The sequence below is a fragment of the Saccharothrix syringae genome (genome assembly GCF_009498035.1).
In the GTDB taxonomy this organism is placed as follows: domain Bacteria; phylum Actinomycetota; class Actinomycetes; order Mycobacteriales; family Pseudonocardiaceae; genus Actinosynnema; species Actinosynnema syringae.
Genome location: NZ_CP034550.1, coordinates 9,575,376 through 9,590,839, shown reverse-complemented (window position 1 = coordinate 9,590,839; position 15,464 = coordinate 9,575,376). Strand labels below are relative to the sequence as shown.

The following is a 15,464-nucleotide window of genomic DNA, read 5'->3' as shown; positions in this document are numbered from 1 at the left end:
AGATCGAGCCATGGAAGCGTTCACCACCCACACCGGGGTCGGGGTGCCCCTGCGCAGGTCCAACGTGGACACCGACCAGATCATCCCGGCCGTCTACCTCAAGCGGGTCACCCGCACGGGCTTCGAGGACGGCCTGTTCGCCGCCTGGCGCGGCGACGAGCACTTCGTGCTCAACCAGGAGCCCTACCGGGCCGGCAGCGTGCTGGTCGCCGGGCCCGACTTCGGCACCGGCTCGTCCCGCGAGCACGCCGTGTGGGCCCTGATGGATTACGGCTTCCGGGTGGTCATCTCCTCCCGGTTCGCCGACATCTTCCGGGGCAACGCGGGCAAGCAGGGCCTCCTGGCGGCCCAGTGCGAGCAGTCCGATGTCGAATTGCTCTGGAAGCTCCTGGAGAACGACCCCGGCACCCCGGTGACCGTCGACCTGACGAACAACACCGTTGTGGCGAAGGACTTCACCGCCCCCTTCGCCATCGACGAGTACACCCGCTGGCGCCTGCTGGAGGGATTGGACGACATCGCCCTGACGCTGCGGCACGCCGATGACATCACCGAGTTCGAGCAGCGCAGGCCCGGGTGGCTCCCGACCACCGATCCCGTGCCCGTGAAGTGACCCGAAGGGGCCGGATTTCCCCCTCTAGCAGCGGAAATCCGGCCCCGGCCTTTCGCCGGAGGGCTCCGGCGGGGTGTCCCTCGACAGGTCGTAATCGCCCACGCCACAACAAAAATCTGGCGTGGCGATTGGTATTTCCTTGCATATGGGCTTACCGTGACCATCAGTCGGCCCGACTAGGGCCGTGAGCGTCCTGGGAGGGACTGAAGGTGAACAAGGCCCAGCTCATCGAGGCGCTCGCCGAGCGCCTTGGCGACAAGAAGAACGCCGCTGCCGCGGTCGACGGCATCGTCGACGTGATCGTCCGCAGCGTCCACAAGGGCGAGAAGGTCAACATCACCGGCTTCGGTGTCTTCGAGAAGCGCGCCCGCGCGGCCCGCACCGCTCGCAACCCGCGCACCGGTGAGACCGTGAAGGTCAAGAAGACCAACGTGCCCGCGTTCCGCGCGGGTTCGACGTTCAAGGACGTCATCAGCGGCACGAAGAAGCTGCCCCGCGTGACGGCCCCGAAGCCCGCGGCCGCGGCGGCCAAGCCCGCGGCGGCGGCGGCGGGGACCAAGGCCCCGGCGACCCGCGGCACCACCGCGCGCACCACCACGGCGCGGTCGACCACCGCGCGCAGCACCACCGCGCGCACCGCTGCGGCAGCCACGAAGGCCCCGGCCACCCGCAGCAAGGCCGGCAGCACGGCGACCGCCGCGAAGGCGGCCACCGCCACCAAGGCCGCGCCCGCCAAGACGGCGAGCAAGGCGACCGCCCCGAAGTCGACCGCCACGAAGGCGGCCTCGACGACCGCGGCCAAGCCGGCGGCGAAGAAGGCCAGCACGGCGAAGGCCACCACCACCGCCGCGAAGGCGGCTTCCACCCCCGCGACCAAGGCCACCACCTCGGCCGCGGCCAAGCCGGCCGCCAAGAAGGCCACCACGGCCAAGACGTCGGCTGCGAAGAAGAAGTGACCCGGGGCCGGGCAACCCCGGCCCCGGTCGACGCTCAGGGCCCGGTGCGGACGCGCACCGGGCCCTGAGCACACCCACCCGCTCCCCGATTCGCGCGAGTCGAACCCCCGGCCCCCTCGTGTCGAACGCCCAAACCCCCCGAGTTCCACGTTCAGAACCGCGTGTCCTCCACTCGGACACCGCGAGTCCTCCACTCCGGCACCGCGAGTCATCCGGTGGGACCCATTCGTGCCCCGACCGGCCCAACCCGTACCCGGGCGGCCCATTCCCGGGGCCGCCTCGGGGATATGACGGGTGAGGGGGATTAGTGCGGGGGATTGGGCAGCGCGGTGGGCAGGTAATGGGCCGAAACCAGGCGCGGCCAGGCGGTGGACGAGTCCGATGTGGACCAGCCCGGGGCGGGTCGCCGGAACGCCAGCAGCCAGGTGCTGCCCTTCTTGCACGGGACGTCCCCGAGGGCGAGACCGCCCAGGTCGGCGAGGGTGGAGACGACGTCCGGGATCACCCCGCCCTGGCTCGCCACGACCGGCGTGCCCGGACCGTCGGCGATCTCCAGCAGGCGCACCAGGGCCGCCTCGCGGTCGGGCCAGTAGCCCTCCTCGGACAGGCGCGGCTCCAGCGCCACGCCCACGCCCAGGTCGTCCGCGACGCCCCGGACGGTCTCCACGCACCGCACGCGCGGCGCCGAGTGGACGCGTGAGACGCCCCACAGGGGCAGCATGGCCCGCAGGCCCGCCGCCTGCCGCCACCCGGCGGAGCTGAGCGGCCGCAGGTCGTCGTCACCCGGCCAGTTGTCCCGCTTGCCCGCCTTCGCGTGCCGCACCAGCAGCAGGTGCGCCAGGTCCGCCGGCGCCGCCAGGAACGCCTCCAGCACCGACCGGTCGGTGTCGTGCGTCAGCACCCCGGCCGCCTCGTCGAACGGCACCCAGCGCAGCTCGTCGACCTCGTCGTTGGCCTCGAACGCCCCCGAGGAGACCCGCGCGCTGAAGTAGTCCACGGTCTTCGGCCCGGCCGCCACCTCGTAGGCCACCCGGCGCAGGTGCCGCCCCAGCACGGCGCGGAAGCCGGTCTCCTCCAGCACCTCGCGCACCGCCGCCGCGGGCACGGTCTCGCCCGGGTCCAGCTTCCCCTTCGGCAGGGACCAGTCGTCGTAACGCGGCCGGTGCACGACCGCCAAGCAACCCTCGCGCCACAGCACGGCGCCGGCAGCCCTGATCAACGCCTCACCCCAGTGCGCGGTGCGCGCGCAGCAGCTCGGTCTGGTGGTCGCGGACCCGGCCGCCGTCCGACGGCGACGCCTGCCAGGCGCCGTCCGGCTGGAGCACCCAGCACCGCGTGGTGGCCTCCAGCGCCGAGTCGAGCACGGCGTCCAGCTGGGCGGTCAGCTTCGGGTCGGTCACCCGCACGCACACCTCCACCCGCCGGTCCAGGTTGCGGTGCATCATGTCGGCGCTGCCGATCCAGTGCTCCCCGGCCCCGGCGAAGTGGAACACCCGCGAGTGCTCCAGGAAGCGCCCGAGGATCGAGCGGACGTGGATGTTCTCCGACAGCCCCTTGATGCCCGGCTTCAGCGCGCACACCCCCCGCACCACCACCTGCACCGGCACGCCCGCCTGCGACGCCCGGTACAGCGAGTCGATGACCTGCTCGTCCACCAGCGAGTTCACCTTGATGCGCACGCCCGCGGCCTGCCCGGCGCGCGCCAGCTCGATCTCGTGCTCGATGCGCTCCACGATGCCCCGCCGCACGCCGTGCGGCGCCACCAGCAGGCTGCGGTAGTGGTCCTGCCGCGCGTACCCGGTCAGCACGTTGAACAGGTCGGTCAGGTCCGCGCCGATGGTCGGTTCGGCGGTCAGCAGGCCGATGTCCTCGTAGAGCCGAGCGGTCTTCGGGTTGTAGTTGCCGGTGCCGATGTGGCAGTAGCGCTGGATGCGCGAGCCCTCCTGGCGCACCACCAGCGACGTCTTGCAGTGCGTCTTCAGGCCCATCAGGCCGTAGACCACGTGCACGCCCGCCTTCTCCAGCGCCCGCGCCCACTTGATGTTCGCCTGCTCGTCGAACCGCGCCTTGATCTCCACCAGCGCCACGACCTGCTTGCCCGCCTCGGCCGCGTCGATCAGCGCGTCCACGATCGGCGAGTCGCCGGAGGTGCGGTACAGGGTCTGCTTGATGGCCAGCACCCGCGGGTCGGCCGCCGCCTGCTCGATGAACCGCTGCACGGACGTGGAGAACGAGTCGTACGGGTGGTGCACCAGCACGTCGCCCTCGCGCAGGGTGGCGAAGATGCTCTTGGGCGTCTCCCGCTCGCCGAACGCCGAGTGCGTCGCGGGCACGAACGGCGCGTCCTTGAGCTGCTTGCGGTCGACGCTGTAGAGCTGCCACAGGCACGACAGGTCGAGCAGCCCGGGCACCTGCACGACGTCGGCCGGGTCGACCTCCATCTCCCGCAGCAGCCGCTCCAGCATGTGCTCGGTCATGTCGCCGGCGACCTCCAGCCGCACCGGCGGCCCGAACCGGCGGCGGGCCAGCTCCCGCTCCAGCGCCTGGAGCAGGTCCTCGTCCTGGTCCTCCTCGACCTCCAGGTCCGCGTTGCGGGTCACCCGGAACGCGTGGCACTCGACGACCTGCATGCCCGCGAACAGCTCGCCCAGGTGCGCCGAGATCAGCTCCTCCAGCGGCAGGAACGTCGCGGTCGGGCTGGTGCGGTCGTTCTCCACCCGGACCAGCCGCGGCACGTTGTCCGGCACCTTGATCCGGGCGAACCGCTCCGCGCCGCCCTCGGGGTCCCGCACGGTCACCGCGAGGTTCAGCGACAGGCCCGAGATGTAGGGGAACGGGTGCGCGGCGTCCACGGCGAGGGGCGTGAGCACCGGGAACACCTGGTCGGTGAAGTAGTTCGACAGCCGCTGCTTCTCGCTGTCGGTCAGCTGCGCCCAGTTGACGATGCTGATGCCGTGCTTCTCCAGGCCCGGCCGGACGTGGTCCAGGAACGTCCTGGCGTGCTGCTCGACCAGCTCCTGGGAGCGCTTGCTCATGCTGGCCAGCTGCTCGCGCGGGCTGAGCCCGTCCGCGCTGCGCACCGACAGGCCGGTCTCGTCGCGGCGCTTCAGGCCCGCGACCCGGACCATGTAGAACTCGTCGAGGTTCGACGCGAAGATGGCCAGGAACTTGGCCCGCTCCAGCAGCGGCTGGGAGGCGTCCTCGGCCAGCGCCAGCACCCGGGCGTTGAAGTCCAACCAGGACAGTTCGCGGTTGAAGTACCGGTCGTCGGGCAGGTCGGCCTGCGCCTCGGGGTCGGTGGCCGCGGGCGGTGAGCTGGGGAACGACCGGGCCGGCGACTCGGCGGGCGGCCGGTCGGCCGTTCGCGCGGAGCCGCGGCGCGTGGCCGGGCGGGGGCGGCGCGCGGTGCTCGCGGACCGCGCCGTGCTCGTGGCGGGCGTGGCGGCGCGGGGTGTCCGCGCGCGACGCCCGGGCGCCGGCTGCTCGGGGGTGTTCTCGGTGCTCACGATCGGCATTCTTCCTCAACGCGCGGGTGTTTGCGCTGATCGGAACGGACGAGGAGGTGAACTCCGCGTCACACCGGGCGCAGCAGCGCCCGCACCGCGCCCGACTCGTCCCGGTCCACGGTCACCCGCTGACCCGCCCGCAACGCGCGCCACCCGCCGGCGGCCACCGCGGCGGCCGGCGCGTCCACGAGCACCCCGTCGTCCCGCAGGACGGTGGCTGAGCCATCCGGGTGGTGGGCGCTCACGGTCGCTTGCTCGGGCACGGGGCAACGCTAGCCGATCGGAGGTGGTGGGCGGGTCGCGGCGCTGCCACGCTCCGCTGTGGCCCCCTTACCGGAAGGAGTGGGCATGAGGGTTATCGCGGCGGTCGTCGCCGTACTCCTCGGTTGCGTCACCCAGGGCACGGCCGCGGCCGCCGAGCCGGCCGCCGACCGGGGACTGCCCGCGGCGGCCAGGAACGTGGAACTGCGGGCGGCGCTCCCGGAGACCGAGGGCGCGGTCTCGATCAACTTCCTCCAGTACCGGCACCGCGAGGTGATGTTCGTCAGCGGGACGTTCGGGCTCAAGTCCTACGACGTCACCGACCTGGACCACCCGGTGCTGCTCGACCACCTGACCAAGCGGGAGCTGGCCCTGCCGGGCGACGACCCGGAGCAGCGGTTCTGGGAGAACGAGGACGTCACCGTCGACCCGCGGCGCAAGCTGGTGTTCCTGGCCCGCGAGCGCAGCGCGTTCGGCAGGCAGGTGGGCGGCGAGCGGCCGACCGGCGTGTACTTCGTCTCGGCCGCCGACCCGGCGCGGCTGGAGCTGATGAGCTTCGCGCCGATGGGCACCGGGCACATCACCACGTGCGTCAACGACTGCGCGTACCTGTGGACGACCGGCTACGACGGCACGCCGTCCACCGACCCGGACACCTACCGGCGTTCGGGCAAGGTGTTCGTCACCGACATCCGCGACCCGCGCCACCCGCGGACGCTGGACACCCAAGTCGACCTCAACCGCGACCAGGGCGAGACGCACATGACGCACGACGTCCAGGTGGACGCGGCGGGCGTGGCCTGGGTGGCGGGCACGGGCGGTACGCGCGGCTACTACACGCGCGGCCGGCACCGCGACCCGTTGACCGGGCGGGTGCGCGAGGCCACCGCGTGGGACCCGGTCCCGTACGCGGGCGGCGCGGCGCCGAGGCTGGACATGCCGACGTCGTTCTCGCACAACTCGTTCCGGCCGGTCGGGCGCACGCTGGCGGACGGGCCGAGGCCGTCGGCCGAGCACCCGGCGGGCAGCCTGCTGCTGCACACCGAGGAGGCGTTCGAGTCGCCCACCTGCAAGGACCAGGGGCGGTTCGTCATCTCGTCGCTCCAGGGCTCGACCGGTGGCGAGTCGTGGCGGGCGACGCCGGAGCAGCCGTTCTACCTGAAGACGGTGGGCGTCTGGTCGCCTGACGACCAGGAGGGCACGCTGCCGGACGCGTTCTGCTCGGCGCACTACTTCGACGTGCACCGGCGGATCGTGGCCTACTCCTGGTACGAGCAGGGGACGCGGTTCCTGGACATCACCGACCCGGCCAACCCGATCCAGGTGGCGTACTGGCGGCCGGAGGGCGCGGTGTCGTTCGCGCCCTACTGGCACCGGGGACGGGTGGTCCTGGCGGACGCGGCGCGCGGCGTGGAGGTCCTGAAGCTCACCCGGGGCGCCTACGACGCGCAGGCCACGCACACGAAGGTGACGCTGACCACCTCGCCGCCCGACGAGGTGGTGCGGTCGGCACAGGCACCGCGCAAGCGCTTGCCGCTCGCCCCGGACCCCGAGTACGGCTACGCCTGCCCCATGGTCACCGGCCGCTGCACCCCGGGCACCGCCTGCTGCTGACCCGAATGTGGAACTCGGGGGTCCTGGAGGTTCGACACGAGGGGGCTGGAGGTTCGACTCGCGCGAGTCGAACGTTCGGGACCGTCGTGTCGAACGTTCCGAGCCCCCGAGTTCTGCGTTCGCGGGTCAGCCGCAGACCGGGGTCAGGAGGGCGGCGGTTCGGCGGCCCACGCCCAGGGCGGTGGAGGCCAGGGCGAGGTCCTCGGCGGTGTCCACGTCGTGGCGCAGGGACGGCCAGGGGCCGGTCAGGGGGGTGGCGCCCGAGGCGGCGTGCGCCTCGGCGGAGCCGACGCCGAAGGCGGGGGACAGGGGTTCGCCCGGGGCCGAGAGCAGCAGGGTGGTGCCGGTGCCCTGGCGGTCGGGGCAGAACGCCCGGCCGCGCGCGGCGGCCAGGGCCGCGGCCAGCTCGGCGGTCCGCAGGGCGGGCAGGTCGGCCTGCAGCGCGCCCACGACGGAGTCCGGGTCACGCCCGCGCAGCACGTCGAAGCCGAAGCCCAACGCCTCGTTCAGGCCCTCGGGGCCGGCCACCGACTCCACGCCCAGCGCCCGCAGTTCGAGCACCACCGCCGGGTCGGACGTGACGGCCAGCACAGTCCGCACGGCGGGCAGCGCGGCCCCGATCGTGTCCAGCGCGAAGGCCAGTGCCAGCGCCGACCGGGCCGGCCCGACCCCCACCAGCCGCGACTTGGCCCGGTCCAGGGTCTTGACCGGCACCACCAGGTCCACTTCGGCACGCACACCGCCATACTCCCCGATGCCGGCTGGACCTGGCCGGGGGCTCCGGGGAAGACTCCGGGGCCACGACGAAGAGGGAGTGCACGTGGCCAAGGAGAAGGGCGGTTTCTGGGTCGGGCTCGCCGCGGCGGTCTTCTACCCGGCCACCGCGCTGATGGCGCGGCGGCGGGACGAGGGTGCCGAGCACGTCCCGGGTACGGGCGGGGCGCTCATCGTGATGAACCACGTGTCCCACCTCGACCCGGTCTACGACGCGGTCTTCACCCACCGGCGGGGTCGGGTGCCGCACTTCCTGGCCAAGCACAGCCTGTGGAACGTCCCAGTGCTCGGCACGGTGGTCAAGGGCGCCCGCCAGATCCCGGTCTACCGGGGCACCGCGGACGCCCAGCAGAGCCTGCGCGCCGCCCACGAGGCCCTGGAGCAGGGCCTCGTCGTGATCATCTACCCGGAGGGCACGATCACCAGGGACCCCGACGGCTGGCCGATGAGCTCCCGCACCGGCGTGGCGCGGCTTGCGCTGGAGCACGACGTGCCGGTGCTGCCCGCCGCCCGCTGGGGCACCCGCGACCTCTACGACCACTACCGCCGCAAGTTCCGCCCGTTCCCGCGCAAGACCGTGGTGACGAAGGTCGGCCCGCCGGTCGACCTGACCGCCCACCGGTCCCGCCCGCAGAACCTGGCGCTGCTGCGCGAGGTGACCGACCTGCTGATGGGCGAGGTCAAGGACCTGCTCGCGGAGATCCGCCAGGAGCAGGCGCCCGAGGGCTTCCACCCCGGCCGGAAGGTCTGACGTGGAGCGGGTCGCGGTGCTGGGCGCCGGGTCGTGGGGCACCACCTTCGCCAAGGTGCTCGCCGACGCCGGCACCGACGTGGTGCTGTGGGCGCGGCGGCCCGAGGTCGCCGACGCCATCGACGGGAGCCGGGTGAACGCCGACTACCTGCCGGGCGTCGTCCTGCCGGAGAACCTGTCGGCCACCTCGGACGCGGGCAAGGCGCTGGCCGGCGCGCAGGCCGTGGTGCTGGCCGTGCCGAGCCAGACGCTGCGGGGCAACCTCACCGCCTGGCGCGACCGGCTGCCGGCGGACGCCACGCTGGTCAGCCTGGCCAAGGGCGTGGAGCTGGGCACGCTCAAGCGGATGAGCGAGGTGATCCGGGAGGTCGCCTCGGTGCCGGAGGACCGGGTCGCGGTGGTGTCCGGGCCGAACCTGGCCAAGGAGATCGCGGCCGGGCAGCCGACCGCCACGGTCATCGCGTGCACCGACCACGACCGCGCGGTCGACCTCCAGCACGCCTGCTCCACCCCCTACTTCCGGCCCTACACGAACGTCGACGTGGTCGGCTGCGAGCTGGGCGGCGCGTGCAAGAACGTCATCGCGCTGGCCTGCGGGATGGCCGCGGGCCTCGGCTTCGGCGACAACACGGTGGCCTCGATCATCACCCGCGGCCTGGCCGAGACCGCCCGGCTGGGCGAGGAGCTGGGCGCGGACCCGCTGACCTTCGCCGGGCTGGCGGGCCTGGGCGACCTGGTGGCCACCTGCGCGTCGCCGCTGTCGCGCAACCGCACGTTCGGCGAGAGGCTGGGGCGCGGCGACACGCTGGCCCAGGCCCAGGAGGCCGCGCACGGCCAGGTCGCCGAGGGCGTGAAGTCGTGCTCGTCGATCCGCGAGCTGGCCGAGCGGCTGGGGGTGGACATGCCCATCACCGAGGGCGTGCACCGGGTTTGCCACGAGGGACTGGACCCGCGCGTGCTGACGGCGGCGCTCCTCGGGCGCGAGCGGAAGGCGGAGCGGGAGTGAGCGGGCAGGGGAGCGAGCGGGGAGACGATCGGGTGAATTCGGCGAACGGCCGGGGGAGCGGGCACGGCGAGCGGGCGGAGCGGGCAGGCGAGCGGGGCGCGTGGGGGGACGGGACGCGGGTCGTCCACTCCGCGCCGGCCGCGCCGGGGCAGCCGTTCCTGGCCGGCCCGGTGTTCGCCTCGGCCTACCACCTGGGCGGCGAGGACACCTACGGCCGCGCGCACAACCCGACGTGGCGGGCGCTGGAGGCGGCGCTGGGCGAGCTGGACGGCGGCACGGCCGTGCTGTTCCCGTCCGGCATGGCGGCGGTCTCGACGCTGCTGCGCGTGGTGCTGGCGCCCGGCGACACCGTGGTCCTGCCCGCCGACGGCTACTTCCTGACCCGCAACCTGGTCGCCGAGATGCCCGTCACCGTGCTGGAGGCGCCCACGGCCGGGCCGTACCCGTCGTTCGAGGGCGTGCGGCTGGTGCTGCTGGAGTCGCCGTCCAACCCGGGCCTGGACGTGTGCGACATCGCGGCGCTGGCCGAGGCCGCGCACGCGGCGGGCGCGCTGGTGGCGGTGGACAACACGACCGCGACGCCGATCGGCCAGCAGCCGCTGCTGCTGGGCGCGGACGTCGTGGTCAGCAGCGACACCAAGGCCGTCGCCGGGCACAGCGACGTGCTGCTCGGCCACGTCTCCACCGCGGACCCCGACCTGGTCGAGCGGCTGCGGTCGGCGCGCACCACCGGCGGCGCGATCCCCGGCCCGTTCGAGGCGTGGCTGGTCCACCGCGGCCTGGGCACGCTCGACCTGCGCCTGACCCGCCAGGCGGAGAACGCCGCCGCGCTCTACGAGGTGCTCAAGGGCCACCCGGCGGTGGCCAACCTGCGCTGGCCGGGTTCGCCCGCCGACCCGGCCCACGAGGTGGCGGTCCGGCAGATGCGGCGGTTCGGCGGCGTGCTGACCTTCGAGCTGGCCGACGCCGACGCGGTCGCGGCGTTCCTGGGCCGCTCGCGGCTGGTGTACGCGAGCACCAGCTTCGGCGGCCTGCACACGAGCCTGGACCGGCGCGCGCAGTGGGGCGACCCGGTGCCGGAGGGCCTGGTGCGGCTCTCGGCGGGCTGCGAGGACACCGCGGACCTCGTGGCGGACGTGCTCGGTTCCCTCTGACGGGTGGCGCGGCGTCCAGTTCGTGGGATGCGGTTGCGGGGTCGTCGAGGGCGCTGGGACCCTCGACGGCATGTCCTTCCGCGCCATGACCGCCGGACGGGGTCACATCGACCTCCGCCTGGTCGCCAGCGCGCTCTGTCTCCCTCGGTGATCGTCTCGCGCCCGGCGAGCCGTTGACGCTCGCACGCCACCAGATCCCGAGAAGGAACCATGTTCGCCGTTCCGGAGAACACCGTCGCCCTGCCCCCGTCGGCCGCCGCACCGCACCCGGTGCGCATCGCCCTCGACGTCGCGGCACGGCGCGAGCGCTGGGCCCACCTGCTCCGCTACGACCCCGACGAGCGCTTCGCCGCCCTGGTGGAGCGCACCGCCGACCAGGAGGTGTGGCTGATGAGCTGGCTGCCCGGCCAGCACACCGGCCTGCACGACCACGGCCTCACCACCGGCGCGTTCACCGTGGTCAGCGGCTCGCTGACCGAGGTGGTCGCGACGGGCGGCCGGCAGGTGCTGCACCACCTGGTGGCCGGCCAGTCGCGGGTGTTCGGCCCCGACTACGTCCACCGGGTGCGCAACGACGGCGTCGACCCGGCCGTCACCGTCCACGTCTACCGCGACGGCGGGCGCACCGTGCGGCCGCGCCGGTTCGACCCGGTCGAGGGCGCTACCCGAGAGGAGCGCGGCTGCGCGCCGTGACGTGCGGCGGGACCTCCCAGTCGCCGACCAGCAGCGGGTCCGGCTCGGGGGTGCCCCAGGCCGCGCGCAGCGGCAGCACGCCCGCCCACCGCTCGTTGGCGGCCACGTCCTCGTCCTCGTCGCCGGGCGGGCCGCTGCGGATCTTCACCGACGCCTCGGCGAGGTCGAGCGCGAGCACGGACGTCGCGGCCACCTCCTTGGGCGTGGGCGGCCGGGCGTAGTCCCACGACCCGGGCGCGAGGTGCTCGGTGAGCACGCGCAGGCCGTGCAGCTTGGCCTCCGGCCCGGTGACCGGCACGGCGGTGCCGTGGACCACGGCCGCGCGGTAGTTCATGGAGTGGTCGAACGCCGAGCGCGCGTAGACCACGCCGTCGAGGACGGTCACGGCGACGCACACCGGCACGCCGGTCGCGGCCTCGCGCAGGCTGCGCGCGCCGGTCGAGCCGTGCAGGTAGAGGGTGTCGCCGTCGCGGCCGTAGCCGGTGGGCAGCACGAGCGGCGCGCCGTCGACGACCACCGCGAGGTGGCACACGAGCGCGGCGTCGAGGACGGCGTGCAGGGCGGCGCGTTCGGTCGCGGCGTGGTGGCGGCCGCGCCTGATCGTGCTGCGGGGTGTCGGCGACAACGTCATGCGGCCAGCGTTTCCGGTAAAGTGGTATCTCTCAAGTGCCAATTAAGGGCGATTCCAGGAGGCCACTTTGGTCGAGACGGCGCTGGCGGTCGCACTCGACCGCGACTCGGCCGAGCCGCTGGCCGTGCAGCTCGCGGACGCCCTGCGCGAGGCCGCCGCGGACGGCAGGCTGCGCAGCGGCGACCGGCTGCCCTCCACGCGCGCGCTGGCCGAGCGGCTGGGCGTGAGCCGGACGGTGACGGCGGCGGCCTACGAGCAGCTGCACGCCGAGGGCTGGATCGCGGGACGGCACGGCTCGGGCACGTACGTGACCACCACGCCGCCCGGCGCGCTGCGCTCCCGCGCCCGCCGCACCGCCGTCGCGCCCGCGCCCGCCGACGTGGTGGACCTGGCGCCGGGCGCGCCGTGGGCCGAGGGGCTGGACCGCGCGGCGTGGCGGCGGGCCTGGCGCGCGGCGGCGGACGTGCCGCCGCTGTTCCGGCCGTCCCGGGCGGGCCTGCCCGAGTACCGCGCCGTGGTCGCCGAGCACCTGCTGCGGCACCGGGGCCTGGCCGTGCGCGGCGGGCTGGGCGAGGAGTCGGTGCTGGCCACCGGCGGCACCACCGCCGCGCTGGTGGAGCTGGGCGCGTCGGTGCTGCGGCCGGGTGACGTGGTGGCCGTGGAGGAGCCCGGCTACCAGCGGGCGGTGTGGGCGCTGCGCTCGGCGGGCGTGCGCGTGGTGCAGGCCCCGGTCGACGCGGAGGGCCTGCTCGTGGACGGCGTGCCGCCGGGCGTGCGGGGCGTCTACTGCTCGCCCGCGCACCAGTACCCGATGGGCGGGCGCATGTCCGCGGGCAGGCGGGTGGCCCTGGTCGAGCGGGCGCGCGCCGAGGGCTGGCTGGTCGTCGAGGACGACTACGACGGCGAGCTGCGCTACGACGTGGCGCCCCTGCCGCTGCTGGCGGCCCTCGCGCCGGACGTGGTCGTGCACCTGGGCACCACCAGCAAGATCCTCACCCCGACCCTGGGCGCGGGCTGGATGGTGGCGCCCGAGCCGATCGCGGCCGAGGTGATGGAGCACCGCGACCGCACCGGCACCGGCCCGTCCGCGGCGGGCCAGCGGGTCGTGGTCGAGCTGGCCCGCAACGGCGACCTCGGCCGCCACCTGCGCCGGCTGCGCCGCGAGCTGTCCGACCGCCGCGCCCTGCTCTCGGCGGCCTTCGCCGAGGCGGGCGTCCCGGTCCTCGGCGACGACGCGGGCGCGCACATCGTGGTGCCCCTGCCCACCGCCCAGGCCGAGCGCGACGTGCTCGCCGCGGCCCGCGACCGGGGCCTGCTGCTCGACGGCCTCGGCCGCCACCACGCGGGCCGGCCGCGGGTGCACGGTGCCGCCATCGGCTACAGCGCCTGCTCCCGCGACCAGCTCACCGCCGCCGTGCCGGAGCTGATCCACCTGCTGCGCGCGGCACTCGGGTGACCGCCGGGCACGTCCCCGTCGCGGGTGGCCTGCCGGTTACGCCATCCGGGTAGGGTCGGCAACCATGACACAGCGCAAGACCAAGGTCGCCGTGGTGTTCGGCGGGCGCAGCAGCGAGCACAAGGTCTCCTGCCTGTCCGCCGGCAGCGTGCTCCCGCACCTGGACCGGGAGCGGTTCGAGGTGGTGCCCGTCGGCATCACCGAAGCGGGTGCCTGGGTGGTCGGCGCCGACGACACGAAGGCGCTGGAGGTGCGCGACCGGCAGCTGCCGTCGGTCAACTCGCTGGTCCCGGTGTCCGGTGGGCAGCTCGTGCCCGCCTCGCCGGACGAGGTGCTGGGCGACGTGGACGTGGTGTTCCCCGTGCTGCACGGCGCGTGGGGCGAGGACGGCACCGTCCAGGGCCTGCTGGAGCTGGTCGACGTCCCCTACGTCGGCCCGGGCGTGCTGGCCAGCGCGGTGGCCATGGACAAGGAGTTCACCAAGCGCCTGCTCGCCGGCGCGGGCCTGCCGGTCGGCGAGTTCGCCGTGCTGCGGCGCGACCAGGACACGCTGGCGCAGGCCGACCGGGACCGCCTCGGGCTGCCGGTGTTCGTCAAGCCGGCGCGCGCCGGGTCGTCCGTGGGCATCTCCAAGGTCGTCGACTGGGACCACCTGGACAGCGCCATCGCCCTGGCCCGCAAGACCGACCCGAAGGTGATCGTCGAGGCCGCCGTGTCCGGCCGCGAGGTCGAGTGCGGCGTGCTGGAGTTCCCCGACGGCCGGGTCGAGGCGTCCGTGCCCGCCGAGCTGCGCGTGGTCGGCGGCGCGGTCGACTGGTACGACTTCGACGCCAAGTACCTCGACGACGTGTGCGAGTTCGACGTGCCCGCGCTGCTGCCCGAGGGGGTGGCCCGCGAGCTGCGGGAGATGGCCGTGGCCGCGTTCCGCGCGCTGGACTGCCAGGGCCTGGCCCGGGTCGACTTCTTCGTCACCGAGGACGACCGGCTGGTCGTCAACGAGGTCAACACCATGCCGGGCTTCACGCCGATCTCGATGTACCCGCGCATGTGGGCCGAGACGGGCGTGGACTACCCGAACCTGCTGACCACCCTGGTGGAGACGGCGATCGCCCGGGGCACCGGCCTGCGCTGAGGGCCGGTCAGCCCCGGGTGTCCACGGGGCCCTCGGCCAGGGTGTCCCGCACGGTCGTCGAGATGTCCTGGAGGGGCCCCGTGCCCGCGTCGGACGGCACGGTCAGCGCCACGTACACCGGCCGGTCCACCACGAACCAGGTGGCCGCGCCGGTGCCACCCACCACCAGCCACGTCACGTCGGAGACGTCGCGCAGCTCCGAGGTCGGCGACAGCTCGCCCGGCCGCTCCAGCCCGCACCGCAGCACCACCGGCTCGTGGGTGGCGTCACCCCAGGCCACGGCACCCGCGGGCGCGGGGGACGCCAGCTCGCGGCGGGGCAGCGTGACCCCGTTGGAGACCAGTTGCATCGGCAGCGCGCTCAGCAGCGCACCGCACTCCGCGGACTCGGCCCGCGGGGCCGGCACGGGCACCAGCGCGACGGGCCCGGACCGGCCCGCCGACGGGTCGGCGGGGTCGTCCTTGCCCCCCGCGCCGAAGAAGAGGCCCACGGCCGCCACCCCGGCCGCCAGCAGCGCCGGCAGGCCCAGGGCCACGGCGAGCAGCGGTCGGGGGAGCAGCGAGGCGGGTTCCGGTTCCTGTGCCACGCCGCTATGACAGCACGGCGCTAGAGGTGGACCACCGGGCAGGTCAGGGTTCGCGTGATGCCCTCGACGTTCTGGATGCGGGCGACCACGAGCTGCCCCAACTGGTCGACGGTGTCGGCCTCGGCGCGGACGATGACGTCGTACGGGCCGGTGACGTCCTCCGCCTGGGCCACACCCGGGATGCCGGAGATCTCCGCCGCAACGGCGGCTGCCTTCCCGACCTCGGTCTGGATGAGGATGTATGCGTGGACCACGGCGTGCCCCTTCGTCGCGACAGGTTGGGTCGGGGTAGGAACGTGCACAGCAACGTACCTCAGTCGGGGTTCCGACT

Annotated in this window: 16 protein-coding genes; 9 read left to right on the top strand and 7 right to left on the bottom strand. The window is 74.2% G+C overall.

Features of this window, described 5'->3' with window-relative positions:
- Window positions 1–10 precede the first annotated feature (10 nt).
- Window positions 11–613 (top strand): 3-isopropylmalate dehydratase small subunit, encoded by a 603-nt coding sequence (gene leuD, locus EKG83_RS40310; RefSeq protein WP_033431518.1) that lies wholly within the window; start codon window positions 11–13, stop codon window positions 611–613.
- A 209-nt stretch (window positions 614–822) separates the two neighbouring features.
- Window positions 823–1,569, top strand: a complete 747-nt coding sequence (locus EKG83_RS40305; RefSeq protein WP_033431517.1) for an HU family DNA-binding protein — start codon at window positions 823–825, stop codon at window positions 1,567–1,569.
- Between the two features lie 304 nt (window positions 1,570–1,873).
- Here EKG83_RS40305 and EKG83_RS40300 read toward each other — a convergent pair whose 3' ends face one another.
- The 3 genes from EKG83_RS40300 to EKG83_RS40290 are packed head-to-tail and all read right to left on the bottom strand — an operon-like array spanning window position 1,874 to window position 5,338.
- A complete protein-coding gene (locus EKG83_RS40300; RefSeq protein ID WP_153279015.1) occupies window positions 1,874–2,785 on the bottom strand; it encodes an NUDIX hydrolase in 912 nt (303 codons plus the stop codon).
- Between the two features lie 7 nt (window positions 2,786–2,792).
- A complete protein-coding gene (locus EKG83_RS40295; RefSeq protein WP_033431515.1) occupies window positions 2,793–5,084 on the bottom strand; it encodes an RNA degradosome polyphosphate kinase in 2,292 nt (763 codons plus the stop codon).
- 59 nt (window positions 5,085–5,143) lie between these two features.
- Complete coding sequence (locus EKG83_RS40290; protein WP_033431514.1) at window positions 5,144–5,338, bottom strand: hypothetical protein; 195 nt, start codon at window positions 5,336–5,338, stop codon at window positions 5,144–5,146.
- Window positions 5,339–5,423: 85 nt separating this feature from the next.
- Here EKG83_RS40290 and EKG83_RS40285 point away from each other — a divergent pair, with 85 nt between their 5' ends.
- Window positions 5,424–6,950 carry an LVIVD repeat-containing protein gene (locus tag EKG83_RS40285; protein WP_051765958.1) on the top strand — a complete coding sequence of 509 codons (1,527 nt, stop codon included), beginning with the start codon at window positions 5,424–5,426 and terminating at the stop codon, window positions 6,948–6,950.
- Window positions 6,951–7,076: 126 nt separating this feature from the next.
- On the opposite strand, the gene cofC is transcribed toward EKG83_RS40285, so the two are convergent.
- Window positions 7,077–7,688, bottom strand: coding sequence for a 2-phospho-L-lactate guanylyltransferase (cofC, locus tag EKG83_RS40280; RefSeq protein WP_033431513.1), 612 nt, complete (start codon window positions 7,686–7,688; stop codon window positions 7,077–7,079).
- Between the two features lie 82 nt (window positions 7,689–7,770).
- Between cofC and EKG83_RS40275 the strand changes: the two genes are divergently transcribed.
- The 4 genes from EKG83_RS40275 to EKG83_RS40260 all read left to right on the top strand — a co-directional run bounded on the left by EKG83_RS40275 (window position 7,771) and on the right by EKG83_RS40260 (window position 11,328).
- Complete coding sequence (locus EKG83_RS40275) at window positions 7,771–8,475, top strand: lysophospholipid acyltransferase family protein (RefSeq protein WP_033431625.1); 705 nt, start codon at window positions 7,771–7,773, stop codon at window positions 8,473–8,475.
- A gap of 1 nt (window position 8,476) precedes the next feature.
- Window positions 8,477–9,481, top strand: a complete 1,005-nt coding sequence (locus EKG83_RS40270) for an NAD(P)H-dependent glycerol-3-phosphate dehydrogenase (protein WP_033431512.1) — start codon at window positions 8,477–8,479, stop codon at window positions 9,479–9,481.
- Window positions 9,482–9,513: 32 nt separating this feature from the next.
- Complete coding sequence (locus tag EKG83_RS40265) at window positions 9,514–10,635, top strand: cystathionine gamma-lyase (protein ID WP_033431511.1); 1,122 nt, start codon at window positions 9,514–9,516, stop codon at window positions 10,633–10,635.
- Window positions 10,636–10,845: 210 nt separating this feature from the next.
- Complete coding sequence (locus EKG83_RS40260) at window positions 10,846–11,328, top strand: cysteine dioxygenase (protein ID WP_033431510.1); 483 nt, start codon at window positions 10,846–10,848, stop codon at window positions 11,326–11,328.
- Here the strand turns inward: EKG83_RS40260 and EKG83_RS40255 are convergent.
- Window positions 11,297–11,959 carry a pyridoxamine 5'-phosphate oxidase family protein gene (locus tag EKG83_RS40255; protein ID WP_033431509.1) on the bottom strand — a complete coding sequence of 221 codons (663 nt, stop codon included), beginning with the start codon at window positions 11,957–11,959 and terminating at the stop codon, window positions 11,297–11,299. The two genes, EKG83_RS40260 and EKG83_RS40255, sit on opposite strands and share 32 nt — an antisense overlap.
- 67 nt (window positions 11,960–12,026) lie before the next feature.
- Here EKG83_RS40255 and pdxR point away from each other — a divergent pair, with 67 nt between their 5' ends.
- Window positions 12,027–13,415 (top strand): MocR-like pyridoxine biosynthesis transcription factor PdxR, encoded by a 1,389-nt coding sequence (gene pdxR, locus EKG83_RS40250; RefSeq protein WP_033431508.1) that lies wholly within the window; start codon window positions 12,027–12,029, stop codon window positions 13,413–13,415.
- Between the two features lie 64 nt (window positions 13,416–13,479).
- Window positions 13,480–14,547 carry a D-alanine--D-alanine ligase family protein gene (locus tag EKG83_RS40245; RefSeq protein ID WP_033431507.1) on the top strand — a complete coding sequence of 356 codons (1,068 nt, stop codon included), beginning with the start codon at window positions 13,480–13,482 and terminating at the stop codon, window positions 14,545–14,547.
- Window positions 14,548–14,554: 7 nt separating this feature from the next.
- On the opposite strand, the gene EKG83_RS40240 is transcribed toward EKG83_RS40245, so the two are convergent.
- Window positions 14,555–15,133, bottom strand: coding sequence for a DUF3515 domain-containing protein (locus tag EKG83_RS40240; RefSeq protein WP_051765956.1), 579 nt, complete (start codon window positions 15,131–15,133; stop codon window positions 14,555–14,557).
- 20 nt (window positions 15,134–15,153) lie between these two features.
- Entirely contained in the window at window positions 15,154–15,387 is a 234-nt protein-coding gene (locus EKG83_RS40235; RefSeq protein WP_033431506.1) for an Lrp/AsnC family transcriptional regulator, read from the bottom strand.
- Window positions 15,388–15,464: the final 77 nt, after the last annotated feature.